Origin of the sequence: Pseudorhodoplanes sp., assembly GCF_035565855.1 — a bacterium.
GTDB lineage: Bacteria > Pseudomonadota > Alphaproteobacteria > Rhizobiales > Xanthobacteraceae > Pseudorhodoplanes.
Map to the genome: position 1 here is coordinate 1 of NZ_DATMRX010000296.1, position 23,826 is coordinate 23,826.

22 protein-coding genes and 1 riboswitch are annotated in these 23,826 nt (G+C 63.0%); of the genes, 18 read left to right on the plus strand and 4 right to left on the minus strand.

Features of this window, described 5'->3' with window-relative positions; genetic code table 11:
• Window positions 1-275 precede the first annotated feature (275 nt).
• From VN004_RS17115 to VN004_RS17125, 3 genes are all read left to right on the plus strand, one after another.
• Window positions 276-1,487: a TAXI family TRAP transporter solute-binding subunit gene (locus tag VN004_RS17115; RefSeq protein WP_325612548.1), complete on the plus strand. Its 1,212-nt coding sequence runs from the start codon at window positions 276-278 to the stop codon at window positions 1,485-1,487.
• Between the two features lie 39 nt (window positions 1,488-1,526).
• The gene (locus VN004_RS17120) at window positions 1,527-2,792 is read left to right on the plus strand and encodes a hypothetical protein (protein ID WP_325612551.1); all 1,266 of its coding nucleotides are present in this window, start codon (window positions 1,527-1,529) and stop codon (window positions 2,790-2,792) included.
• Between the two features lie 232 nt (window positions 2,793-3,024).
• On the plus strand, window positions 3,025-4,569 hold the full coding sequence (locus tag VN004_RS17125; RefSeq protein ID WP_325612553.1) for a DUF4403 family protein: 1,545 nt from the start codon (window positions 3,025-3,027) through the stop codon (window positions 4,567-4,569).
• Between the two features lie 6 nt (window positions 4,570-4,575).
• On the opposite strand, the gene VN004_RS17130 is transcribed toward VN004_RS17125, so the two are convergent.
• Window positions 4,576-5,550, minus strand: a complete 975-nt coding sequence (locus tag VN004_RS17130; protein ID WP_325612556.1) for a Bug family tripartite tricarboxylate transporter substrate binding protein — start codon at window positions 5,548-5,550, stop codon at window positions 4,576-4,578.
• Between the two features lie 59 nt (window positions 5,551-5,609).
• Window positions 5,610-7,223: an alkaline phosphatase family protein gene (locus VN004_RS17135; protein WP_325612608.1), complete on the minus strand. Its 1,614-nt coding sequence runs from the start codon at window positions 7,221-7,223 to the stop codon at window positions 5,610-5,612.
• 221 nt (window positions 7,224-7,444) lie between these two features.
• A riboswitch (TPP riboswitch) is annotated at window positions 7,445-7,552 on the plus strand.
• A gap of 87 nt (window positions 7,553-7,639) precedes the next feature.
• On the opposite strand from VN004_RS17135, the gene thiC reads away from it, so the two are divergent.
• The 10 genes from thiC (at window position 7,640) to VN004_RS17185 (ending at window position 17,706) form a co-directional block, all read left to right on the plus strand.
• Complete coding sequence (gene thiC, locus VN004_RS17140; RefSeq protein ID WP_325612558.1) at window positions 7,640-9,532, plus strand: phosphomethylpyrimidine synthase ThiC; 1,893 nt, start codon at window positions 7,640-7,642, stop codon at window positions 9,530-9,532.
• 114 nt (window positions 9,533-9,646) lie between these two features.
• On the plus strand, window positions 9,647-9,943 hold the full coding sequence (locus VN004_RS17145; RefSeq protein ID WP_325612560.1) for a DUF718 domain-containing protein: 297 nt from the start codon (window positions 9,647-9,649) through the stop codon (window positions 9,941-9,943).
• Between the two features lie 75 nt (window positions 9,944-10,018).
• The gene (locus tag VN004_RS17150) at window positions 10,019-10,396 is read left to right on the plus strand and encodes a DUF2200 domain-containing protein (RefSeq protein ID WP_325612564.1); all 378 of its coding nucleotides are present in this window, start codon (window positions 10,019-10,021) and stop codon (window positions 10,394-10,396) included.
• Between the two features lie 445 nt (window positions 10,397-10,841).
• Window positions 10,842-12,233 carry a sodium:proton antiporter NhaD gene (nhaD, locus tag VN004_RS17155; protein WP_325612567.1) on the plus strand — a complete coding sequence of 464 codons (1,392 nt, stop codon included), beginning with the start codon at window positions 10,842-10,844 and terminating at the stop codon, window positions 12,231-12,233.
• Window positions 12,234-12,321: 88 nt separating this feature from the next.
• Window positions 12,322-12,522, plus strand: coding sequence for a DUF2905 domain-containing protein (locus tag VN004_RS17160; protein ID WP_325612568.1), 201 nt, complete (start codon window positions 12,322-12,324; stop codon window positions 12,520-12,522).
• Window positions 12,523-12,620: 98 nt separating this feature from the next.
• Window positions 12,621-13,064 (plus strand): TspO/MBR family protein, encoded by a 444-nt coding sequence (locus VN004_RS17165; RefSeq protein ID WP_325612570.1) that lies wholly within the window; start codon window positions 12,621-12,623, stop codon window positions 13,062-13,064.
• 196 nt (window positions 13,065-13,260) lie between these two features.
• Window positions 13,261-14,436 (plus strand): serine hydrolase domain-containing protein, encoded by a 1,176-nt coding sequence (locus VN004_RS17170; RefSeq protein ID WP_325612572.1) that lies wholly within the window; start codon window positions 13,261-13,263, stop codon window positions 14,434-14,436.
• Window positions 14,437-14,794: 358 nt separating this feature from the next.
• Complete coding sequence (locus VN004_RS17175) at window positions 14,795-15,415, plus strand: class I SAM-dependent methyltransferase (protein ID WP_325612575.1); 621 nt, start codon at window positions 14,795-14,797, stop codon at window positions 15,413-15,415.
• A 185-nt stretch (window positions 15,416-15,600) separates the two neighbouring features.
• On the plus strand, window positions 15,601-16,578 hold the full coding sequence (locus VN004_RS17180; protein WP_325612578.1) for a YiiG family protein: 978 nt from the start codon (window positions 15,601-15,603) through the stop codon (window positions 16,576-16,578).
• 474 nt (window positions 16,579-17,052) lie between these two features.
• Window positions 17,053-17,706, plus strand: coding sequence for a hypothetical protein (locus VN004_RS17185; RefSeq protein WP_325612582.1), 654 nt, complete (start codon window positions 17,053-17,055; stop codon window positions 17,704-17,706).
• A 63-nt stretch (window positions 17,707-17,769) separates the two neighbouring features.
• Here the strand turns inward: VN004_RS17185 and VN004_RS17190 are convergent, their stop codons facing one another.
• Window positions 17,770-18,045: a DUF2277 domain-containing protein gene (locus VN004_RS17190; RefSeq protein WP_325612585.1), complete on the minus strand. Its 276-nt coding sequence runs from the start codon at window positions 18,043-18,045 to the stop codon at window positions 17,770-17,772.
• A 184-nt stretch (window positions 18,046-18,229) separates the two neighbouring features.
• Between VN004_RS17190 and VN004_RS17195 the strand changes: the two genes are divergently transcribed.
• Window positions 18,230-18,478: a DUF2188 domain-containing protein gene (locus VN004_RS17195; RefSeq protein WP_325612588.1), complete on the plus strand. Its 249-nt coding sequence runs from the start codon at window positions 18,230-18,232 to the stop codon at window positions 18,476-18,478.
• Window positions 18,479-18,819: 341 nt separating this feature from the next.
• Window positions 18,820-20,475, plus strand: a complete 1,656-nt coding sequence (gene ettA, locus VN004_RS17200; protein WP_325612592.1) for an energy-dependent translational throttle protein EttA — start codon at window positions 18,820-18,822, stop codon at window positions 20,473-20,475.
• A gap of 46 nt (window positions 20,476-20,521) precedes the next feature.
• Here the strand turns inward: ettA and VN004_RS17205 are convergent, their stop codons facing one another.
• Window positions 20,522-20,800: a hypothetical protein gene (locus VN004_RS17205; protein ID WP_325612595.1), complete on the minus strand. Its 279-nt coding sequence runs from the start codon at window positions 20,798-20,800 to the stop codon at window positions 20,522-20,524.
• Between the two features lie 226 nt (window positions 20,801-21,026).
• Between VN004_RS17205 and tam the strand changes: the two genes are divergently transcribed.
• Genes tam through VN004_RS17220 form a run of 3 tightly spaced genes read left to right on the plus strand, consistent with a single transcriptional unit; the run spans window position 21,027 to window position 23,674 of the window.
• Window positions 21,027-21,806: a trans-aconitate 2-methyltransferase gene (tam, locus tag VN004_RS17210; RefSeq protein WP_325612599.1), complete on the plus strand. Its 780-nt coding sequence runs from the start codon at window positions 21,027-21,029 to the stop codon at window positions 21,804-21,806.
• Window positions 21,806-22,423 carry an MOSC domain-containing protein gene (locus VN004_RS17215; RefSeq protein ID WP_325612603.1) on the plus strand — a complete coding sequence of 206 codons (618 nt, stop codon included), beginning with the start codon at window positions 21,806-21,808 and terminating at the stop codon, window positions 22,421-22,423. The genes tam and VN004_RS17215 overlap by 1 nt, the downstream gene beginning before the upstream one ends.
• A gap of 27 nt (window positions 22,424-22,450) precedes the next feature.
• Window positions 22,451-23,674 carry a lytic murein transglycosylase gene (locus VN004_RS17220; RefSeq protein ID WP_325612605.1) on the plus strand — a complete coding sequence of 408 codons (1,224 nt, stop codon included), beginning with the start codon at window positions 22,451-22,453 and terminating at the stop codon, window positions 23,672-23,674.
• The last annotated feature ends 152 nt before the right edge of the window (window positions 23,675-23,826 follow it).

Sequence of the window (23,826 nt, forward strand, 5' to 3'; positions counted from 1 at the left end):
TTCCGCGACCGCTCGCCAACGAACAAGAGACAACGCGAGCGAGTCTGTTGCGTACACGCGGTGTGATCGCGTGAGTGAGGGTGTCATGAGAATGATGTCGCGGCGTATGGCGACCAGGCACTCGGGCGTTTTCGACGCTGACGCGCACAATTCTCACATCGTCATCAGCCTGATCGGCCGTCCATGTGCGCGGCGACACACAACGCTGGCCGTTTCTCACAAAAAACGGAGATAGCGAACGCCTGGCAAGGCGTCGCAAAAAGGGGGAGTTTGGAATGCGCAACTTCGTTTTGGCGGCGATCGCGATCATCATGGCTGCACGCGCGGCCGTCCTGCCGGTAAACGCCCAGAAGATTCCGGAGGCACTGAAGCAGACCGGCAATACCGAAGCGAGCATCAAGGAAAAACGCAATGCCTGGACCGTAGGCGTTGCCGGCGGCCTCATGTCAGGCACCTACATGACGTTCGCCAATGAGATCGCACGGGCGCTGGATGACGGCGACAATCTTCGCATCCTGCCGATCGTCACCTATGGAGCGGCGTCCAATATCGACGACCTCCTGTATCTGCGAGGCGTCGATGTTGCGGTCACCCAGTCCGACGTCTTCGAGTATTTCAAGACGGAACGCAAGATCTGGAATCTCAACAACCGGATTCATTACATCATCCGCCTGCCGGTGTCGGAGGTGCATGTCCTCGCGCGGCGCGACATCCGCAGTCTTGAGGATCTGCGCGGCAAGAAGGTGAGCTTCGGCCCCGCAGGCGCGGGCTCGAGCCTGACCGGCAGCATCATCTTCCAGCGGCTCGGCATCGATGTCGAACAGGTCAATGTCGATGAAGCGACGGGCATGCAGAAGCTCAAATCCGGCGAGATTTCCGCGCTCATCCGTCTGGTTGGCAAGCCCATCGGTTTCTTCTCCAACATTCCGGCTGACGCGAATCTGCACCTGTTGCCAATCCCGTTCTCCAAGACATTCGCCGATTACTACACGATCGGCGAATTCACCGCGGACCAGTATCCGAACCTGATGCCGGAGGGCCAAACCAAGGTCGACACCATCGCCGTGCCGGCGGTCCTGGCGGCATTCAACTGGCCGCGCGGGACCGAGCGCCAGAAGAAGATCGAGCGCATGGTCGAGCGGATGTTCGCGAACTGGGGCAAGTTTCAGAAGCCTCCATTCCATTCGAAGTGGCGCGATGTGAATCTCGCAGCCACGGTGCCAGGCTGGACGCGGCTGGATTCGGCCGAGCGCGAATTGCAAAAGCTTCAGGCAGCCGCACCTTCGGCAAACACCGAGCTGAATCGCGAATTCCAGGCGTACCTGAAGAGCGCCGATTCAAAGCGCGACGCGCAGCGCACACCGGAAAGCCGCGACGCGCTGTTCTCCGAGTTCCTGGCGTGGCGCGACCGGCAGAACGGCCTGTCCGCCAGAAACGAAGCAATACCTGAGTCCAAACCTGTGTCTCGCAGCAAGAGCCGGAATTAATCCGGCCGCAGACTGCGCGTGTGTAAGGGGGAGTGCGTAATGAGTGAGCAGAACACGATATCGTTGAAAATTTCAGATCTCGACCCGTCCATCCAAACGGAGACGACCTATCAGGCGGCCGAGAACAGCGATGTGGCCGAGCCGGAAGCGGAGGATCAGCCCGGCGGCCCGGAAGCCGACCAGGATGCCCGCCTTCTCGACGAGATCGAGCTCAGCCTGCGAGCGATGATCGACGGCAATGTGGGTCGCGAACATCCCGAGCGGTTGTCGGATGTCAGCCGTCTCGCCTCGCAGGAAATCTCCGAGCGGCGAGTGGCTCGCGATGTCGTCGAGGTGCGGTCGCAACCCGCCGACCTTTCGCATGAGCGCGCCGACAGCTTTCACAACGCGGACGAAGAGGCGGAGCCTGTTTCCAATCATCAAATCGCAACGGATGTCGAAACTGTACGCGAAGCTTTCCGCGATCCGAGAACACCGCCCTGGCTGCTTTCGCGAACGCTGGATCCCGAGCCGATCCCCGAACCGGTTGGCGAACATTGGCCGCAATCGCGCAGGCGTGGCATGGCGAGCAGGATTTTCGCGACATTCGGCCTGGCCGCGGCCGGTGCCGCAATCGTCGGTGTGATCGCGATCATGGACGTTCCAAGCCTCATACAGCAAACGATGCGAGGCTTGTCGAGCAATGCGGCGGCCGTATTCAATGAAGGTAAGGCATCGAGCCTGCGGGTTCGCGTGGAAGCCGCCCAGAAGGAGACGCGGGCCGCATCATCTGATCCCGGCATGCGATATGCCGTCGTCATTCCGCCTTCGCACGACTCCGCGGTCCAAGTGAAAACCGAGTCCATCTCGCAGGCGCCGGAGCGGCGGGAGCCGGCGACTGCGTCATGGCCCTCACCTGATCAAGCGAAGCGAAGCGAACCGGCAGGCTGGCAGGTGACGCCTTCCGCCGAACCGGACCGCGCGCCAGCAGTCGCCCCCGAACGGCCGCGCGAAAGCGCGTCACCCACGCGCGTGTTGACGCAGGAAGAAATCGCGGTGCTGCGCAAGATGGGCGACGACTACATTTCCAGTGGCGACTTCGTCGGAGCGCGTGGCGTTCTCGAACGTGCCGCACAGGCCGGCGACGCGTCCGCGGCCTTCGCCCTTGCGTCGACCTACGATCCTGTGGTGCTTGCCCGGTTCAAGGTTCGGGGACTAGAGCCCGACATCGTCAAGGCGTCGTTCTGGTATGAACGCGCGCGCGAGCTTGGATCGGCCGAAGCGCCCCATCGCCTCGCGGAATTGCTGGCCTCGCGCAAGAACTAACATCGCTTCCCGCTGCCGTCGCGGGGCCCTGCTCTGCGACGGCCCCCCTTTCGGCGGACACTCGACGACGCGGACCAATACGCGCCACACGTGTCGCGTGCTTTCATCTGTCTCGCGCTCAAACTCAGGACGCCACATCACATCGGCGGGATTGCTCTGGTATCAGGTTCCGCGAACGCCTAGTCTCGCACCGATCTGATCCAGCGATCGGAGAGCCGGAGTCCGTCGCATTATGTTCAGCCTTCGTTGGGGAGTGAAGATCGCCGCTGCAGCCGTGATCGGAATTGCCTTTTTCCTGGGAACGCTCTGGGCGCTCAACTTCCTGACGCCGACAGTCGAACCTGAGAAGCCGACGGTTGCCGAGACGCCGACGCTTCCCGATGCCGTCCGGCCTTCGACCATCGTTGCTCCTGTTGCAATCGCGATACCCGCCATCGGTCAGGCCATAGAACAGGCCGCCCCGCGCACCTTGTCCGGAAAGCCGGACAACCCGATCGCGAAAGTGCTGGCGAAGGCTGATATAAACTACACGCTTGAACGCTCGCCTCTGACCTTCACCGGGCGTGCCGAAGGCTTGATCATTGCCACCGATCTGAATGGTGCGCTGACCATCACCGGGCAGGCTTCCGACAAGCTGAACGATGTCATCGGATCTCTGATCGGCCAGGCGCAGCCGCGATCCGCGAACGGCAAGCCGATCGATTTGCGTGCCGGTCTCAAGGGTCGCGTGACTGTCACCTCGCGGCCGAAGATCACCGATCGCTGGCGGCTGGAAGCCAACCTTGTCGGCCGCACCGAGCTTTCCGAAGCGAATCTCCAGGTCGCCGGCATCAAGTTCAATGGCGCGCGCGAGATCAGGTTTCTGGTGGACCGCGCGATGTCGGATCAGATGCTCGCGCTCGCGGCACGCGTACGCGACGATCCCTTCATGGAAAACGCCGCACGGCGCGAATGGGCAAAGCTCTGCCGCTCGATTCCGCTTGAAGCGTCGGCACAGGGCGTACCGCCACTCTTCCTCGAAACACGCCCGACGCGCGCTTTCGCGTCGCAACCGCGCGTCGATGCCAACACCGTCACGATCACGATTGGCGTACAGGCCGATACACGGGTCGTCGCGCAGCAGACCAAGCCTGACTGCCCGTTCCCGGACAAGCTCGACCTCGTGGCGCCGATTGAGCAGGGCAAGATTGCCATCGGCGTGCCGATCGACATTCCCTTCACCGAACTCAACCGGCTCATCGATACCCAGCTGAAAGGCAGAACCTTCCCGGAGGACGGATCGGGCCTCGCAAAGATTACCGTCCTGCGAGCGGCCGCGGCCGCCGCAGGTGACAAGGTCATGGTGTCGATGCTGGTAAATGCCAAGGAAAACAAGAGCTGGTTCGGACTCGGCGCCGAAGCAACGATCCATATTTCTGGCAAGCCCGTGCTCGATCAGGAAAATCAGACGCTGCGGCTCTCGGACGTGAAACTCGCGGTGGAATCGGACGCCGCATTCGGGCTGCTGGGCGCCGCGGCCCGTGCCGCGATGCCCGCGTTGCAAGCCGCTGTCGCACGGCAAGCCATTTTCGATTTGCGGCCGACGCTTGCCAATGCCCGAAAGAGCCTCGACAAGGCGCTTGCGGATTTCCGGGTCCAGGGCGACGGCGTCAAAGCCGACGCCCAGATCACCGGGCTGCGTCTGGCCGGCGTGGAATTCGACCAGAGGATCGTGCGCGTGACCGCCGAAGTGGACGGCGTGGCGCGGGTGTCGGTCTCGAAACTCCCGGGACGATGAGCCGGACTACTTATCCGGTGTGAAGCCCGACGCCTTCACGGCCGGCTCCCAGAAGGCCGCGTCGCGCTTCATGATGGCGCCAAGCTCCGCCGCCGACGTGCCGGTTGGCTCGATCGCAAATTGCAGCATTCGCTCTCGCACATCCGGCGCCTGGATGGCCTTGACGATCGCGGCGTTCAGACGCGCGATGACGTCGGGCGGCGTCCTGGCGGGTGCGTACATGGCGTACCAGCCGCTGGCGTGCAGGTCGTATCCGACTTCACGGAAGGTCGGGATGTCCGGCAGGAACTTCGAGCGCTGCGCATCGGAGGTGGCGAGCACACGGAGCTTTCCGCCCTTGTGATTTTCCAGAAGATCGGCCGTCGTCGTCACGACGACCGCGATCTGCCCGCCGATCAGGTCGGTCAGCGCTCCGGCCGACCCCTTATAGGTCACGTGGCGGAAGTCGATACCGGCACGCTGGCCAAACAGAGCCGCGAGGAAATGCGGCAGCGTGCCGGCCGCCGGCGTTCCGTAATTCGCCTCATTCGGATTGGCCTTGGCCCAGGCGACAAGTTCCGGCACGGATTTCGCCGGCACCTTGGGTCCGACCGCAATGCCAAAATCGAAGGTCCCCAGTTGCGCAATCGGCGCAAGGTCGGTGAACGGGTCGTATTCGAGGTTCTTGTAAACCAGCTGATAGACCGCGACCGGCGCGATCGGCACCATCAGGAGCGTCGAGCCATCCGGTGCGGCATTCTTCACCGCCTGCACCCCGATGCGCCCGCCCGCTCCGGTGCGATTCTCGACGATCACGGGACGATTCAACTCCACGCGCATCTTCTCGGCGATCATGCGCGCTAGCGCATCGCCCGTGCCGCCAGCCGTGAAAGGAAAGATGATGCGGATCGGCTGCTCGCCGATCTGCGCATGCGCGGCGCCTGGAAGTGCGGCGGCCAGCACAGCTGCAATCGCCAACACGGCGGCTCTGCGGGAAAGCATGCAATCCTCCTCCCGGATAAGGTTGTTGCCTCGAATGCTATCGCCTCGTCTCAGGTGAATCACCCTCCCCCGCGATAGGCGCTCCAGGAATCCTGCGGAATGTCGGATTCGTCCCAGACGCCGATCAGGATGCCGCGCCGCTGCGACTTGCCGCGCGCGTTGAGAATCCGCTGTTCCGAAACCGTGGTCCGTTGCGACTGGCGCATCGCCCATTCGGAGAGCGCGTTGTGCATAGCGTCGCACTGGTCCGCGTAACTGGGATCATTGCCGAGGTCGCGAAACTCGTTCGGGTCCGCCTGCATGTCGAACAGCATGGGCCGGAAGCCGACCGCGTGAACATATTTCCAGCGCTTGTCCGCGACCATGAACAGCCGTGCGTCGCGCGGCGCTGTCCCGAGCTTCGCCGATGCCGGCAGCATCGAATAATCGTACTCGCTGAACGCGAAAGCACGCCAGTCTGCCGGCGCTTCGCCCCGGAGCCACGACAAGAGTGAGCGGCCTTCCAGGCGATGTCCCTGTTCGCGCGGATCGGCGCCGAGGCGCTCGAGAAAGGTCGGTAGCAAATCGATTGCCTCGATCAGCGCATCGCATGTGCTGCCGCGTGTGCCGTCGGCGTCGGGCGACGGGTCGCAGACGATCAGCGGAATCTTCACCGACGGTTCGTGGAACAGATCCTTTTCGCCAAGCCAGTGATCGCCGAGATAATCGCCGTGATCGGAGGTGAATACGATCAGCGTGTTGTCGAGCAACCCTCGGCTTCGCATGAAGCCGAACAGATGGCCCAGCTGGTCGTCGATCTGCCTGATGAGCCCCATATAGACCGGGATCACCTCGCGCCGGACCTCCTCGCGCGAGAAGTTGCGCGCCACCAGAAAATCCATGAATGCGCGATAGACCGGGTGCGGGTCGATGCGCTCGCTCTCGCTCTTCACCGCGGCGATCACATCGCCAGGGCCGTACATGTCGTTATAGGGCGCAGGCGCGATATAGGGCCAATGCGGCTTGATATAGGACAGATGCAGGCACCAGGGTCGTTCGCCGGCCTCGCGCATGAAGTCCATCGCGCGGCGCGTCATGTAAGGCGTCTCGGAATCCTCGTCGGCAACGCGCGCCGCTTTGCGCGCATGACGCATCGCCCAGCCGGATGCGAGCGCATTGCCTTCGCCCTCGGCCGCATTCGCATAATCGTGCCACGGGTTGGGACCGGGATATCCCTTCTCGTTGAGATAGCGATTGTAGCGCGGCTCGCGCGGATCGTAGCGGCCATCCGGACCTATGCCGTGCAGGCCATCATCGCGCTCGTATGGATCGAAGCCGCATTCCGAAACGCGCACGCCGATGATCGATTGCGGGTCGATGCCGAGCCGCTCCATGCCCTCGGTGTCCGGCTGCATATGCGTCTTGCCGACCAGCACGGTGTCGACCCCGAGCGGGCGCAGATAATCGCCCATCGTCATCTCGCCGACCTTGAGCGGAAAGCCGTTCCAGGACGCGCCATGGGAGGACACGTAACGGCCGGTATAGAAGCTCATGCGCGAGGCGCCGCAGACCGGCGATTGCACATAGGCGCGGGTGAAGCGAACCCCACGCACCGCCAGCGCATCGATATTGGGCGTCTTCAACGTCGGATGCCCGGCGCAGGACAGGTAGTCGAAGCGCAACTGGTCGCACATGATGAAGAGGATATTTTTGACGCGGCGGGTCACGCTTTGACGACCTTCTGTTTGGTCATTCCCCCAAAAGGCGGGAACTCCTGTTCCAGAGCGGCGGCTATAGGCTCCGCCTTCGCAGGGACGCGCATTTCGTTCTGCGATCCCGTTCTTATGAGCCGGGACAGGCGGGTGGACAAGGCTCGGTGCCCGCGTTGACAGGGGCCCGGATCGGCCTACATTGGGACCGTTCCGAGGGGAGTCCCGAGTGGGGCTGAGATTCTGCCGGCCGGCAGTAACCCTTTGAACCTGATCCGGGTCATGCCGGCGAAGGGACAGGACACCATGACTTCCACATCGCTTCGCATCTTTACCGCACGGCTCCGACAGGGGCTGCGCTGTCGCGCGTCCGCCATACTGACGAACGGGAAACCACAACAATGAACATCCACAACCCCAATCTCGAAACACCGAAGGTCACGACCGGCGCCCTGCCCGCTTCGCGCAAAATCTATGTCGCGCCGGAGGCTGCGCCCGACCTGCGGGTGCCGCTGCGCGAGATCGCCCTGTCGAAGGAATCCGGTGAGCCGCCGCTGCCGGTCTATGACACGTCCGGTCCCTATACTGATGACAGTGCAACCATCGATGTCGAGAAAGGCCTGCCGCGTACACGCGTTCAATGGGTGAAGGAGCGCGGCGGTGTCGAGGCCTATGAGGGGCGCCCTATCCAGCCTCTCGATAACGGCAATGCCACCGGCAAATATCTCGCGCGCAACTTCCCCAATACCCCGAAGCCCCTGCGCGGCGTGGGCGACGCGCCGGTGACGCAATACGAATTCGCCAGAGCCGGCATCATCACCAAGGAGATGATCTACGTCGCGGCGCGCGAAAATCTCGGCCGCAAACAGATGCTGGAGCGCGCGGAGGCGGCCCTTGCCGACGGCGAAAGCTTCGGTGCCGCGGTCCCGCCCTTCATCACCCCGGAATTCGTACGCGACGAGATCGCGCGTGGGCGGGCGATCATCCCGTCGAACATCAATCACGGCGAACTTGAGCCGATGATCATCGGCCGCAACTTCCTCGTGAAGATCAACGCCAATATCGGCAACTCGGCGGTCACCTCGTCGGTGGAGGAAGAGATCGAAAAGATGGTGTGGGCGATCCGCTGGGGTGCCGACACGGTGATGGACCTCTCCACCGGCCGCAACATCCACAACACCCGCGAATGGATCATCCGCAATTCGCCGGTGCCGATCGGCACCGTGCCGATCTACCAGGCGCTGGAAAAGGTGAATGGCGATCCGGTCAAGCTGGATTGGGAAGTTTACAAGGACACGCTGATCGAACAATGCGAACAGGGCGTGGACTATTTCACCATCCATGCCGGCGTCCGCCTCGCCTATGTGCCGCTGACCGCGAACCGCGTCACCGGCATCGTCTCGCGCGGCGGCTCGATCATGGCCAAGTGGTGCCTGTCGCGACACAAGGAGAGCTTCCTCTACGAGCGCTTCGAAGAGATCTGCGACATCATGCGCAAGTATGACGTCTCGTTCTCGCTCGGCGACGGCTTGCGCCCCGGCTCGATCGCCGATGCCAATGACCGCGCACAATTCGCCGAACTCGAGACGCTCGGGGAACTGACGCAGATCGCCTGGAAGAAGGGCTGCCAGGTCATGATCGAAGGGCCGGGTCACGTCCCGATGCACAAGATCAAGATCAACATGGACAAGCAGCTGAAAGAATGCGGCGAGGCCCCGTTCTATACGCTTGGACCGCTGACGACCGACATCGCGCCGGGCTACGACCATATCACGTCCGGCATCGGCGCCGCCATGATCGGCTGGTTCGGCTGCGCCATGCTCTGCTACGTCACGCCGAAGGAGCATCTCGGCCTGCCCAACCGCGACGACGTGAAGGAAGGCGTCATCACTTACAAGATCGCTGCCCATGCCGCCGATCTCGCCAAGGGGCATCCCGCAGCGCAACTGCGCGACGACGCCCTCTCCCGCGCGCGCTTCGACTTCCGCTGGGAGGATCAGTTCAACCTCGGTCTCGATCCCGACACCGCGCGCGAATATCACGACGAGACGCTGCCCAAGGAGGCGCACAAGGTCGCGCATTTCTGCTCGATGTGCGGGCCGAAATTCTGCTCAATGAAGATCACGCAGGACGTGCGGGATTACGCCGCGAGCCTTGGGGACAACGAACGGGCCGCGCTCGGCCTCGATGCGGCGGAAGCCGGCATGAAGGAAATGTCGGACAAGTTCAACGCACTCGGCGCCCAAGTCTACATCGACGCCGACAAGGTGAAGGCGAGCAACAAGGTTCTGTAACCATCCAAGATGAGACCGGAGTCGAAGGCGGGTTGGCGAAAGCCGGCCCGCCTTTTCTTTTCGCCCGGCGGCAGACTAAGCTTCTGCCGCCAGCCCCTCGAATGGGAGACCGCCATGACCGCCTTCAACGCCGTGCGTTTCAAGGTGAAGCCCGGACGCGAGCCGGACTTCCTCGACGCCCACAGGAACGTCGGGGCCGAATGGCTGGGCGTTCGCCACGTGAACATGATCAAGACAGGCGAGCGCAGCTACTGCATCATCGCCGAATGGGACGACATGGATGCTCTCGCCAATGCGCGTCCGAACATGATCAAGACGCTGAATTCCTTTCGCGACACGCTAGAGGATCTGGGCGGCGGGCTGGGGCTTACGGATCCAGTGGGCGGTCCGGTGGTGCTGGCATTGAAATAACCAGCAATCTTTTTCCTATTCCGAGTCCGATCCAAGGAGGCGCGCCCGCGCGCTCGCAGAAGGCGGAACCAGGCCGTGGCCAAAGAGACGAAGAAGCAAGAGACGAAAAAGCATCGCGTCTATACGATCAGCGTCGCAAGCGTCTATCCGCATTATGTCGCCAAGGCGGAGAAGAAGGGACGCACCAAAGCCGAGGTCGATGAAATCATCCGCTGGCTGACGGGATACAGCCAGAAGGAACTGGACGCCGAGCTGACGAAGAAAACGGACTTCGAGACCTTCTTCGCAAACGCGCCTCGCCTCAACCCGGCGCGCACTCTGATCAAGGGCGTGATATGCGGCGTCCGGGTGGAGGACATCGAAGAGCCGCTGATGCGGGAGCTTCGCTACCTCGACAAACTGATCGACGAGCTGGCCAAGGGAAAGGCGATGGAGAAGATCCTGCGGCAATAGCCTGCCAGCCAACATCCGTCCTGCATGGCCCGACCGGCTTTGACGCGATCTGACGGGCTCCATCACCCGAAACAAAGCACAGCGGCGCGTGTTGTGCGGCGCGTGACAGCGGACCGGCGCGCCGAGCGGGCGGGCTCTCGCACTTCGACGGCTCCTTAGGAGCACACCGGCCCCGGCCAAAGGTTCCACCTCACCCCTCCTGTGCGGCGGCAGCAGCCCCCCGCTGCGCACACGGCAATGGGGTTGCGCCTGTCGCCTGTCCGTTCGGACCGCAATTGATCCAACTGTGATCCAAGTCTGATCCAAGTCGTTGCCGGATCGATAAACGATAATTCAGCACGGCGATCGCCTGTGACAACGTTGCACCCGGCAAGAGCTTGCGTCGCCGCGAAGCTTTCGCCATTCATGGAAAACAACTCAGCCGCATGGAGATGACGCCGATGGGATGACGCGAAGGACCGTATGGTTGTGGCTGCTGGCCGCCCTCGCACTCATCCCCGTGATCGTCTCCCCGGCTCACGCCGCGGATACCGCCGCGCGCATCGACCTGACCCGGCATCCGGTCGGCTACCTGTCGCTCCTGATCTTCTTCGCCGCCTACGGCTTCGTGGCCTTCGAGAAGGCCATTCAGCTTCGCAAGTCGAAGCCGGTGATGCTGGCGGCTGGGCTGATCTGGGCGCTGCTCGGTATCGTCTACGCCATGCATGGCGAGAGCGCGGCGCTCGAGGTCGCCGCCAAGCATGTGCTGCTCGACTATGGCGAGCTGATGCTGTTCCTGATCGTCGCCATCACCTATGTGAATACCATGCAGGAGCGGCGCGTGTTCGACGCGCTGCGCACGCGCCTCGTCGGCACCGGGCTGACCTACCGACAGCTGTTCTGGATGGTCGGCAGCCTCGCCTTCATTTTCGGCCCCATCATCGACAATCTGACCACGGCGCTCGTCATGGGCGCGGTGGTCGTCGCCGTCGGCGTCGGCCATTACAAATTCATCGTGATGGGCTGCATCATCATCGTGGTCGCGGCCAATGCCGGCGGCGTGTTCTCGCCGTTCGGCGACATCACCTCGCTGATGGTATGGCAGAAGGGCAAGCTCGGCTTCTTCGAATTCTTCTACCTGTCCCTGCCGTCTCTGGTGAACTTCCTCGTGCCGGCGGCATTCATGCATTTCAGCGTGCCGAAAGGCAGACCCGACGCAGACGTTGCGATCAGGCACCTCAAGCCGGGCGGCGCCGGCGTGATATGGCTGTTCCTGGCCACCCTCGTCACCGCCGTCCTGTTCAAGACCGCGCTGAACCTGCCGCCCGCGCTGGGCATGATGCTGGGGCTCGGCTACCTGCAGATGTACAGCTATTACCTGCAGGCGATCAGCCGCCGCCGCAATGATCAGACGCTCGCCTTCGATTCCTTGCGCGAGATGCGGCATGTGGAATGGGACACGCTCCTGTTCTTCTTTGGCGTCATCTTTGCGGTCGCAGGCCTCGGCGTTGCCGGCTACCTCACCAAGCTGTCGGCGTGGCTCTATGGCGATCTCGGAGCAACCACCGCCAATATCGCGATCGGCATCCTTGGCGCCGCGTTCGACAACATCCCGCTGATGTTTGCGGTGCTCACAATGAATCCCGACATGTCGAGCGGCCAGTGGATGCTGGTCACATTGTCAACGGGCATCGGCGGCAGCCTCGTCTCCATCGGCTCGGCGGCGGGCGTCGTGCTGATGGGGCTCGTCCGCAACCACTACACCTTCATGAACCATCTGCGCTGGGCCTGGGCCATTGCGCTCGGCTATGTCGCCAGCATCGCGACCCATCTGTGGGTCAACGCCGCGATCATGTGACCCGGCGCGGTCGGGGCTTTCGTCACCTGCCGGCGCGGGCTTGGCAAAGGCCGCGCCCGACCCCCATATCCGGACGGAGGTCGTGGCGATGGCACGGTTTCTTGTCATTCTCGGGCTGATCTTCGTAGCGGCGGGCCTGCTCTGGCCCTGGCTGTCGCGCATCGGGCTTGGCCGCCTGCCCGGCGACATTCACATCAGCGGCGCGTATGGTTCGCTCTACATTCCGATCACGACCAGCATCTTGATCAGCGTCGTGCTGACTGTCCTGATGTGGCTGTTCAGCCGGTAACCGGTGGGACACGACCTGGGCGAGCCTGATGCAACGCCGGGCACGGCGTCGGAGTTAAGTGACCCTGTTTCTCTTCTCCCAATGTCCGGTGGAACACCATGGCCCGCATTCTGACCTACACCCTGTTCGTCGCAGGCGTTCTCGCCATCGGCCTCGCCATCGGCGTGATGTTCACGCCAGGCGCGTGGTACGCCTCGCTCGCGAAGCCGCCGTTCAATCCTCCGGGCTGGCTGTTCGGTCCGGTCTGGACGATCCTGTATGTCCTGATCGGCATTTCCGGTGCCCGCAGCTTCGAGCACAAAGGGGGCACTTGGCTGTGGCTCGCACAGATGGCGCTGAACTTCGCCTGGACTCCGGTCTTTTTCGGGATGCAGCGGCCGGGCGCCGCCCTCGTTATCATCCTGGCGCTCCTTGTGACCATCATCGCCTTCATCATTGCACGTTGGAATGCGGATCGTCCGAGCGCGCTGCTCTTTATTCCTTATGCTGCATGGGTGGCATTCGCCGCGGTGCTGAATGCTTCGATCGTCCTGCTGAACTGAGAAAGGCTATCGCCGACCAAGACTCCCTTGCTTCACAATGGTACAAGGTTCGCGTTTGTTCGCTGAGAACGAATCGCGACAGCGATTCGTCGCGTGCGGCAAATCTGAAGAGAGTGTTTACGTCGTCCCGCCTTCATTCCATTTTCAATCGCAGTCTTCATCCCTCTGCGATCCATTGTCCGCTTCGGAGATTTCGATGCTCAAGAGACTCTGGTTTGTTCTCGCGCTCCTCGCGATGCTGCCGCTGGCTGTTGCGACTGCCCACGCACAGGGTCAGTCGCTGAACGACATCCTCGAGCCCGTTCGCAAGGAGGCCGGCCTTCCCGCGCTGGCGGCGGCCGTGGTCAAGGACGGACGCATCGTTGCCTCCGGCGCGGTCGGCTCGCGGGTGCTGGGCCGCGATCTTCCGGTAACGATCGACGATCGCTTCCACATCGGATCGGACACCAAGGCCATGACCGCGACTCTTGCGGGCATGCTTGTGGAGGAAGGCAAGCTGCGCTGGGATTCGACCATCGGCGAGGTCCTGGGTGCCGACCTGCCGGGCATCGATCCGACATTTGCAAAGATCACGCTCGAGCAGCTGCTGTCGCACACCAGCGGCATTCCGACCGACACCAAGGAGATCTACGAGCAATATGTCGATGGGAAAGCCTACGAGGAGACATTGCCGCAATCGCGGCTGCGCATGCTGCACGCCTTCGGCAAGAACCCGCTGAAGGCGGATCCGAAGCCGACCTTTCGCTACGCCAATCTCGGCTACGTCGCCGCCGGGGCGATGATCGAAAAGATGGCAGGAGAGACCTGGGAAGAACTGATCCGTCGCCGGCTCTTCGACCCGCTTGAACTGAAAACCGCGGGGCTTGGCCCGCAGGCGACGCGCGGCAAGTTCGACGCGCCGGTCGGTCATGATGTCGACGACAAGGGCAAGATCACGCCGCGCCCCTGGGGACCGGGCGCCGATGTGCCGGCTGGCCTCGGACCCGCCGGTGTCGCGCATATGTCGATCCTCGATTTCGCGCGTTGGGCGGGATGGAATGCCGGCGAAGGCAAGCGGGGGCCTGCGCTCGTCAAGCCGGAAACGCTTAAGCGGATACATCGCCAGCATGTGACGATGACGCTCGAAAATCCCCCGCCCGGTACGCCGAAGTCCGGTGGCTATGGGCTCGGCTGGGGTATCGCCGCTGCCGCGTGGTCCGACAATCGGCCTGTCCTCGGCCATAATGGGTCGAACACAATGAACCTTGCGACGATCATGGTCGATCCGCAGCGCGACATCGGCATTGTGGTCACGACCAATTTCCCGGGTCCGAAAGCCGACGAGGCGCTTCAGTCGCTCGTGGGCACATTGTATCAGCGCTTCGCGAACTAAACGGACAGCTGAGTGCGATTGCGCCTCGCGCACCCTCATGTGACACGGCTGCGTTTCGGACATGCGCTGTCACACGATAAACACGCATCGTGCAGTGCCATTGGCTCACAATGGCACAAGGTTCGCACTTGTTCCTGAAGAACGAATCAGGGGTGCGATTCGCGCTTCGAATCGCGCGAGCGTGGCGCAACAGATTTCCATCGTCGAGCATCCCCGACGCGGGCGTTCGTTCGCGTATGGTTAATGCTTCGTTACGCATCGCTCGCGTGCACGTCGCGCTGCACTCTGGCGCGCGGCGATTGACATCAAGCGTCTTGAGCCCTTGGCTGTCCGCAGAGCAAACAGGACGCATATTCCGGTGACGACATCGCCCGACTTTCTGCGCTGGGAAACCCGCTTCGCCAAACCGGAATACGAATTCGGCAAGGCGCCGAACGATTTCCTGGTCCGCTGCAAGGCGCTGCTGCCCGCCTCCGGCACCGCATTGGCGGTCGCCGATGGCGAAGGCCGCAACGGCGTCTGGCTCGCCGAACAGGGGCTCGCCGTCACCTCGGTCGATTTCTCGCCTTCGGCGCAGAAGAAGGCGGCGGCGCTCGCAGCCGAGCGCGGCGTATCGATCACCCTGATCGAGGGCGACGCTCACACCTTCGATTATCCGGAGGCCGCGTTCGACGTGGTGGCGGAGATCTTCACCCAATTCTCGACGCCGCAGGAGCGGCCGCTGAAATGGGCTGGCATGCGGCGCGCGCTGAAACCCGGCGGTCTTCTCATCATCGAAGGCTACGCGCCGAAGCAATTGCAATACGGCACCGGCGGACCGAAAGAGATCGAGCATCTCTATACGCGGGACATGCTGAAAGCTGCGTTCGGCGATTTCGACGATGTGCGGATCGCCGAAGAAGAGCGCGTGATGCACGAGGGCGCGGCGCATGCGGGGATGTCGGCGGTGATCAATCTCACCGCACGAAAGCCGCGCTAGAGCGATTTCGGTCGAGGTCCGGATTGGTAAGTCGCGGCGCCACAGCGATCGCAATCGGCCCATCACGACACATCACATTCGATCACACTCACAACACGCGCCGCCCACCCGATTTGTCGCGCAACGCTGCGTTGATGTAGCCTTTGCCGACTGGCCTCGGTCGTCCGCCCTGGGGAGGTATCATCATGAATCCGGTCCGCGCCTTCATCTTCGCGGTCGGCGCAGCCGCCCTCGTCACACTACAGTCCGCAACCATCGCCGCTGCGCAGGCGCCCAAGCCAGAGACGCCGAGCTCCGATCCAGGCGAGTCCGAGGCCGATCAAGCTTCGTTGACACAAAAACTGAATGCCTATGTCGGCTGCATCAACCGGCTGTCGGGCCGCTCCTATGACTCGCGCCGGCGCTATTTCAGCTGGGTCAGCAAAAGCGGACCGACTGGCAAGGAGCGCATCATCTACGGCACCTATACGATCTACGACACGTCGGACTGCCGAAAGAATATCGAGGCTGCCAATGCGATGGAGCCGCGCGATGAAGCGCTCGAAGCCGCAGCCTCCGCCTACGCCGATGCGGTCGGCAAGCTCGAACCGCTCCTGAAGGAAGCCAACGAATATTACTCGCAGGAGGATTACAAGGACGACAAGATGGCCAAGGGCAAGGCCCTGCATCCGCGCCTGGTCGCGACCTGGGATGCCTTTGCCAAAGCCGACAAGACGCTGCGCGAGGGTGTCGAGACGATCAACGACAGGCGCGCGGCCGAACGCGTTGCCGCAATCGAAAAGAGCGAAGGCAAGTCGGCGCGCTATCACACCGAGGCGCTGATGATCGAGGCAAAGCGCGTGCTCCGCACCGAGACCGCCGACAAGCCGGACATGAACGCCATCAACGCCGCGCTGAATGCCTATGAGAACCAGGTCAAGGCGCTCGATCAGCTCGACGGCGACGCCAAGGTCGACTCCTTCTTTCTCTCCGCCGCCAAGGGCTATCTCACCAGCGCCAAGCAGCTGATGCGCCGCATTCGCGACAAGACTCCGCTCAGCCAGGGCGACCGGATGATGATCAATGCCGGTGGCGGCGAGATGATCGAGGGCACCCCGCAGCGGCTGTTGCGGAACTATAACGATTTGATCGGCGCCTATAACAGCCGCCTCAGGCGGGGCTAGCTCTCTGGCTGTCATCGCCCGCGAAAGCGGGCGATCCAGTCAGCAAGACCGCTTCAAACTTTTCGTGGATGCCCCGCTTTCGCGGGGCATGACAGAAATGGACGCGGCGCAGGACAGGAACGGGTGCCCCCTATCCTTTCGCCGTGAACAGGAAATAACCCACCGATCCGAACATAGCGCCTGCCTTGTGCAGGTCCACATCTCCGCGTCCCAGAACACGCGCTCGGCTTGCGAGATCACACGTCTTTCAGCGCTTTCTCGGCGGTGCCGCGAAATATTCCGCCACGAGGTTCAGCGGAAGATGCGGACACGCGTATGCACCGCGACACCGCTCAATCTTATCAGGTCCGACAAACTGGGCGCAGCGCCCGACCCACCAAAGGCGCGGTGGATGAGATTCTCCCATGAGTTGCCACGCCGGCGGCTGCACCGCTACTTTTACGAAAGTCACGCGACAGCATGCGGGGGCCATCGATGTCCGATACCACTGTCCAGCGTCTGGCCGGAGCCGCCGGCCTGCTCTTCCTGATCCTGTTCATTCCCTCCTATCTCGCCGCGCCGGACGATCCGGTCGCAACCTCCTCGGCTCAGCAAGTTCTCGCCTATTTCAAGGAACGGCAGGGTCAGATCCTCATGGTCAATGGGATCATGCTGATCTTCGCCGCGTTCTTCTTTCTGTGGTTCATCGGAATCCTGCACGATCTCACGCAAGCCGCCGAGGCCGGCAAACTCGGCTTCTCGTCGGTGGTCCTCGCCGGCGGCATCATGTTCGTTGCCTTGATGCTCGCAGGCGCGGCCGCGGAGATTTTGCACGCCGCGAGCCAGGCGCGATTTCAGAATTTCCGTGAAGATGCGCAGCTCGGATACCTGTCGCTGACAATGGCAGGGTGGCTGTATCGCTTCGCGTTCGTCGGCATGGCGGTGATGATCGCCGCAACGTCCGCGGTGGCGCTGCGCACGGCGATGTTGCCAAGCTGGCTCGGCTGGGTCGGCTTCGTTGTCGCGATTGTCACATTGCTGCGTTATTTCGGCCCGCTCGGCGGATGGCTTTCCATGGCCTGGATTGCAGTCGTGTCGGCCTTCATGCTCGGCGGCATGATCGGCCGCACCCGCGCACGCAAGTCATGACGAGTGCCAGTCATGACGCGAGAATGCCGGTGCCTCAGTCCCGGCGCGTCATTACGACGAGAGCTACGACGCCGCTCCGAAGCGAAGGCGCGCCCGTTCGCGCGCCTTCTCCGCCTCCACCTCGCGGTCGCGGGCTGGCGCATGGGTGTGCAGCGAGTTGAGCAGCTTTCGCGCCGCGGCCGCGACCTCTTCGACGGCTTCGTCGAAACCCCCCGCATTCGCCTGCGAGGGGGTATTGAACCCCGAAAGCTTGCGCACGAATTGCAGCGCCGAAGCCCGGATCTCGTCCTCGGTCGCGGGCGGCTCGAAATTGAACAGGGTCTTGATGTTGCGGCACATGGGGACCTCCTCGCGCGCTCCGACAGCGGAAATGTAAGACGAGGCGCGCAGAAGCGTAACCCCGCGCAAATCGGCGCAGTTCGCGGTTCCGGCTTTCGCAGCGGCGGCCGATCTGAGATGCTTGGCGCGGACCGGCAGGAGCAATCCGGGGCAAATCATTCGCGACAGCCATTCGAGGCAAATCATGTCCCATGTGACTTATCGCATCGTCCAGCATGACGGCGGCTGGGCCTACAAGGTTGGCGACGTTTATTCCGAGCCGTTCAAAACGCATGCACGGGCGCTTTCCGCCGCGCGACGCGCCGCCCGCGAGCAGCGTACCCCGGGCAGCACCGAGGTCATCGAGTGGGAAGACGAGAACGGCGCCTGGCACACCGAAACGGCGCCCGGCAGCGACCGACCGGAGACCGACGTGGAAGACAGCCAGAGCTAGGTTTCCGGGAGCGCCCCCAGCCTCGCCGCACCCATCGCGGCCGGCGTTTTCTCGCTGCACCATCGCGACCGCCGAACGAGCGCGTTCTCCTCTTTTCCCTCCCCCGCTTGCGGGGAGGGATAAGAAAGGTTGCGGGGGAGGATAAGAGAGAGCGCTTCCCGCCACGTTCCCCTCAATAAAGGGCCAAAATCCCGGTCGATCGAACGGCCTAAACTACCCCCAGCCTTGCCCTTTCCTCTCCCGGCCGTTACTTAAAGCCCCGCATTTCCGCCATATCCCGCTGGTCCGGCGCGTTCGCGCAGCCGATGCGGATTTGTCCGAAGGTTTGTTAGAGAAGCGCAATGAACGGCCGCCAATTCGTCTATTTCATGCAGGGCCTGACCAAGGTCTATCCCGGCAACCGCAAGGTCCTGGATAACATCCACCTGCAATTCTATCCGGACGCCAAGATCGGCGTGCTCGGCGTCAACGGCGCCGGCAAGTCGACACTGCTGCGCATCATGGCCGGCATCGACACCGATTACAGCGGCGAGGCCTGGGTCGCCGAAGGCGCCCGCGTCGGCTATCTGCCGCAGGAGCCGCAGCTCGATCCGGACAAGTCGGTCCGTGAGAATGTGATGGAGGGCGTCGCGGAACAGAAAGCGATCCTCGATCGCTACAACGAACTGGCGATGAATTATTCCGACGAGACCGCCGACGAGATGACGGCGCTCCAGGATCAAATCGAGGCCAAGGGCCTTTGGGACCTCGATTCCAAGGTCGACCAGGCGATGGACGCGCTGCGCTGCCCGCCCGACGATGCCGACGTCACCAAACTCTCCGGCGGCGAACGCCGCCGGGTTGCGCTCTGCAAGCTCCTGCTCAATCAGCCCGAACTTCTGCTGCTCGACGAGCCGACCAACCATCTCGACGCGGAATCGGTCGCCTGGCTGGAAGGCCATCTGCGCAATTATCCCGGCGCGATCCTGATCGTGACCCACGACCGCTACTTCCTCGACAACGTGACCGGCTGGATTCTCGAACTCGATCGCGGCCGCGGGATTCCCTATCAGGGCAATTACAGCTCCTGGCTCGGTCAGAAGCAGAAGCGGCTCGAGCAGGAAGGCCGCGAGGAGGAAGCGCGCCAGCGCACCCTCGCCGCCGAACAGGAATGGATCGCGGCTTCGCCCAAGGCGCGTCAGGCCAAGTCCAAGGCGCGTTACCAGCGCTACGAGGAATTGCTCGCGAAGTCCGCGCAGAAGCAGACCCAGACCGCGCAGATTGTCATCCCGGTGGCGGAGCGGCTCGGCAACAACGTGATCGAGTTTGACGGTCTCACCAAGGGCTTTGGCGACAACCTTCTGATCGACAACCTCACCTTCAAGCTGCCGCCCGGCGGCATCGTCGGCGTGATCGGCCCGAACGGCGCCGGCAAGACCACACTGTTCCGCATGATCACCGGGCAGGAAAAGCCCGACGCCGGCACGATCAAAATCGGCGAGTCGGTGCATCTTGGTTATGTCGACCAGTCGCGTGACTCGCTCGACCCGAACAAGAACGTGTGGGAGGAAATCTCCGGCGGGCTCGACCAGATCCTGCTCGGCAAGAAGGAAGTGAACTCGCGCGCCTATGTCTCGGCGTTCAACTTCAAGGGCGCCGACCAGCAGAAGAAGGTGGGAGCTCTGTCGGGCGGCGAACGCAATCGCGTGCATCTTGCCAAGATGCTGAAGTCAGGCGCGAATGTGCTCCTCCTCGACGAACCGACCAACGACCTCGACGTCGATACGTTGCGTGCACTGGAAGAGGCGCTGGAGGATTTCGCCGGCTGCGCCGTGATCATCAGCCACGATCGCTGGTTCCTCGACCGCATCGCAACCCACATGCTGGCCTTCGAGGGCGACAGCCATGTGGAATGGTTCGAAGGCAATTTCCAGGATTACGAAGCGGACAAGCTGCGCCGGCTCGGGCAGGACAGCATCATCCCGCACCGGCTGAAGTACAAGAAATTCACCCGCTGACGGATCGCGGCGCGCTTGCCGATCCTTGCGCGCCGCGACAGCCGCCCTATTGCGGCTTCGCCTTGGCGGCTGCGGTCCTCGCCGGCTTCCGTGGCGGAGCCTTGGCCGCCACCGGCGGCTTGCCGCCGCGCACCGCCTTGTCGCGATCGGCGCCATAGAAGATGCCGCAGGTCGAAGCCTCTTTCGCGCTGAGCTCGCGGTTCTCGGTCGCGTTCGCATAGAATGCGGCGAAGATGATTCCGGCCATGCAGAACTGCGCGGATGCGGGTTGTGCCGACAGCAACAGTCCGGATGCAATGGCTACACCGATCGCGGTTTTCCTCATCTGGCGCTCCCCCAAGCTGCTCCGCTGAAATAAGAGCATAGTCGCGGAACCCTGTCGCCCGCTTTTCAGCGCGCGCACGGGCTTGCGCACAACCCTGCATGGCGTCACAAACGCCTTGGAAGCGCAGCATTTCACGGGATAAGGACAGTCATCTCAGGCGAACCGATGCCGCTTTTCTCATCAGCGCCGCCTTTGGCTTTCCACGTCGAACCACCCGGACATCGCAATGGCTGACTGGAGTGCGTCCCAATACCTGAAATTCGAGGACGAACGCACGCGGCCCGCGCGCGATCTGCTCGCGCAGGTGCCGCTGTCGAAGGCCCTCAAGGTCTACGATCTCGGCTGCGGCCCCGGCAATTCCACCGAGCTTCTGGTGGCGCGCTATCCGGATGCGGAGATCGTTGGCGTCGATTCCTCGCCCGACATGCTGTCGCAAGCGCGAAAACGCCTGCCGCAATGCCGTTTCATCGAAGCCGATTTGAGCGGCTGGGCCGCACCCGCCGACGTCGATCTCCTCTATTCCAACGCAACCTTTCAGTGGGTGCCGGATCACCTCGCCGTGCTGAAAAGGTTGCTGACCGGTCTTAAGCCTGGCGCGGTTCTCGCAGTTCAGATGCCCGACAATCTCGACGAGCCCTCGCATGTGTGGATGCGCGAGGTCGCGCGCGAAGAACCGTTCGTGAGCCTCCTTCCGAAAAATCCGCGCGACCGCGCAATCCTTCCTTCGGTCGGCGAATATTACGATGCGCTGAAACCCCATTGCGCTCGGCTCGACATCTGGCACACGTTCTATCAGCATCCGCTCGATGGTGCGGAGGCCATCGTCGAATGGGTGAAGGGCACCGGGCTTCGCCCGTTCATCGATCCGTTGGCGCCGACCGAACGCGCGGCATTCCTTCGCGCCTATACGGCGCGGATCGCCGCCGCCTATCCGCCGCGCGTTGACGGCAAGGTGCTGCTGCGCTTTCCGCGTCTGTTCATCGTGGCCTGCCGAAAGGAGCGCTGATGAATCCCAAGCTGCCTATGTCGCTGCCTCTGCCGTCACGTCCCGGATGCGAGGTGAGGGGCCGGTGCGAAGCCTTGTTCGTCGAAGCCGAGCCGCATCCGGAGACGCGCGCGGTGAGCGAAATCGCGCTGGACCTTCAGGGCATTCCCGGCACGCGGCATTACGGCTTCACCCGCAAGGCCGGCCCGCGCGAACCCTGGTACAAGCGCGGCATGGAGATGCGCTCGGGGCGGCAGATCACCATCGTCTCGCGCGAGGAGCTTGCGGCCATCGCCGCCCTGATGGCCATCGAATCCATCGCGCCCGAATGGATAGGCGCCAATATCGTGGTCTCCGGCATTCCGCATTTCACACTGCTGCCGCCGGGTAGCCGCATCGTTTTCCCGGAAGCGACCATCGTCGTCGAAGCCGCGAATGCGCCCTGCCGGATCACCGGCAAAGCGATTGCCCGGCATCTGACGCCTGACGCAGAGCCCGGCGGGATCGACCTTGCCTTTCCAGCGTCGGCGAAAGGCTTGCGCGGCGTGGTCGCATCGGTCGAACGCGCGGGCACGATCCGCGCCGGCGAGGCCATCACCGTCAAGGTCCCGCCGCAAATCCTGTGGCAGGCTGATTGACCGAAAGCGCAATCCCGAAGAGGCGACATGCTGCGGGCCGTCCTTCTTGCCATCTGTGTCGCGCTTGCGAGCGCGACAACCACTCATGCGCAGACCGAAACCGAGTTCCGGCAATTCATTCAGTCGCTCTGGCCGGAGGCGCAGGCGCTTGGCATCACGCGCGCGACCTTCGATACCGCAACGCGCGACCTCAAACCCAATCTGTCGCTGCCGGATCTCGTGATCCCCGGCAAGCCCAAGGCGATCCCGCGCGGCCAGCCGGAGTTCGAGCGTACGCCCGCGCAATATCTGTCGGAATCCTCGCTCGCGCGGCTGACTGAGCAAGGCCGCAAGCTCGCCGCCGAGCATCGCGCGACGCTCGCCGCGATCGAACAGCGCTTCGGCGTACCGCCTTCCGTGGTCCTCGCGATCTGGGGGCGCGAAACCAATTTCGGAAAGATCAAGCTGCCGCACGACACCATCGAAGTGCTGGCGACGCAGGCCTGGCTCGGCCGTCGCAAGGAGATGTTTCGCGGCGAATTTCTCCTCGCGCTGAAAATCCTGCAGGAGCAGCATGTCTCCCGTCCGGCGATGAAAGCCTCCTGGGCCGGCGCGATGGGCCACACGCAATTCCTGCCGACCGATTTCTTCAAGTATGCGGTCGATCTCGACGGCGACGGGCACCGCGACATCTGGAATTCCGTGCCGGACGCTCTCGCCTCCGCCGCAAGCCAGCTTCTCGCCAAGGGCTGGGAGAAAGGCCGGCGCTGGGGGTTCGAGGTCAAACTGCCGGCAGACGTCGATTGCTCGATCGCCGAGCCCGATACCAAGCTCCCCATCGCCGAATGGATCAGGCGCGGCTACGCGCCGCTGACGCACAAGCCGACGCGCGACGAACTCGCGCAGGAGGCGTCGCTGTTTCTGCCGGCCGGCCTGAAGGGCCCCGCCTTCCTGACGCTGAACAATTTCTACGTCTTCAAGGGCTATAATTTCGCCGACCTGTACGCGCTGTTCGTCGGCAATCTCGCGGACCGTATCGCCGGCGGCGGCACGTTCGCGACGCCATGGGGCAAGATCGAACAGGCGCGGTCGGACCAGATCGAGGCGATCCAGCGTCATCTGACCGAAGCCGGCTTCTATCGGGACAAGATCGACGGCAAGGCCGGCATGAAGACCCGTGCGGCTCTCGGCGCCTGGCAGAAGGCCAATGGCGTGACGCTGGATTGCTGGCCGTCAAAGGCGTTGGCGGAGCGGATGTCCGCTCGCCGCTGATGCCTTTCGCGGGCGCTGCGCAAAGAAAAAGCCCGGCCAGCCGATCGGCTGCCGGGCTTTTGAAGACGATGTGTCAGATCTGTCAGCAGACCTGGACGCGGCGCACGCGCCACGCATAGCCATCCCACCAGCGCTCACGCACCCAGCGGCAG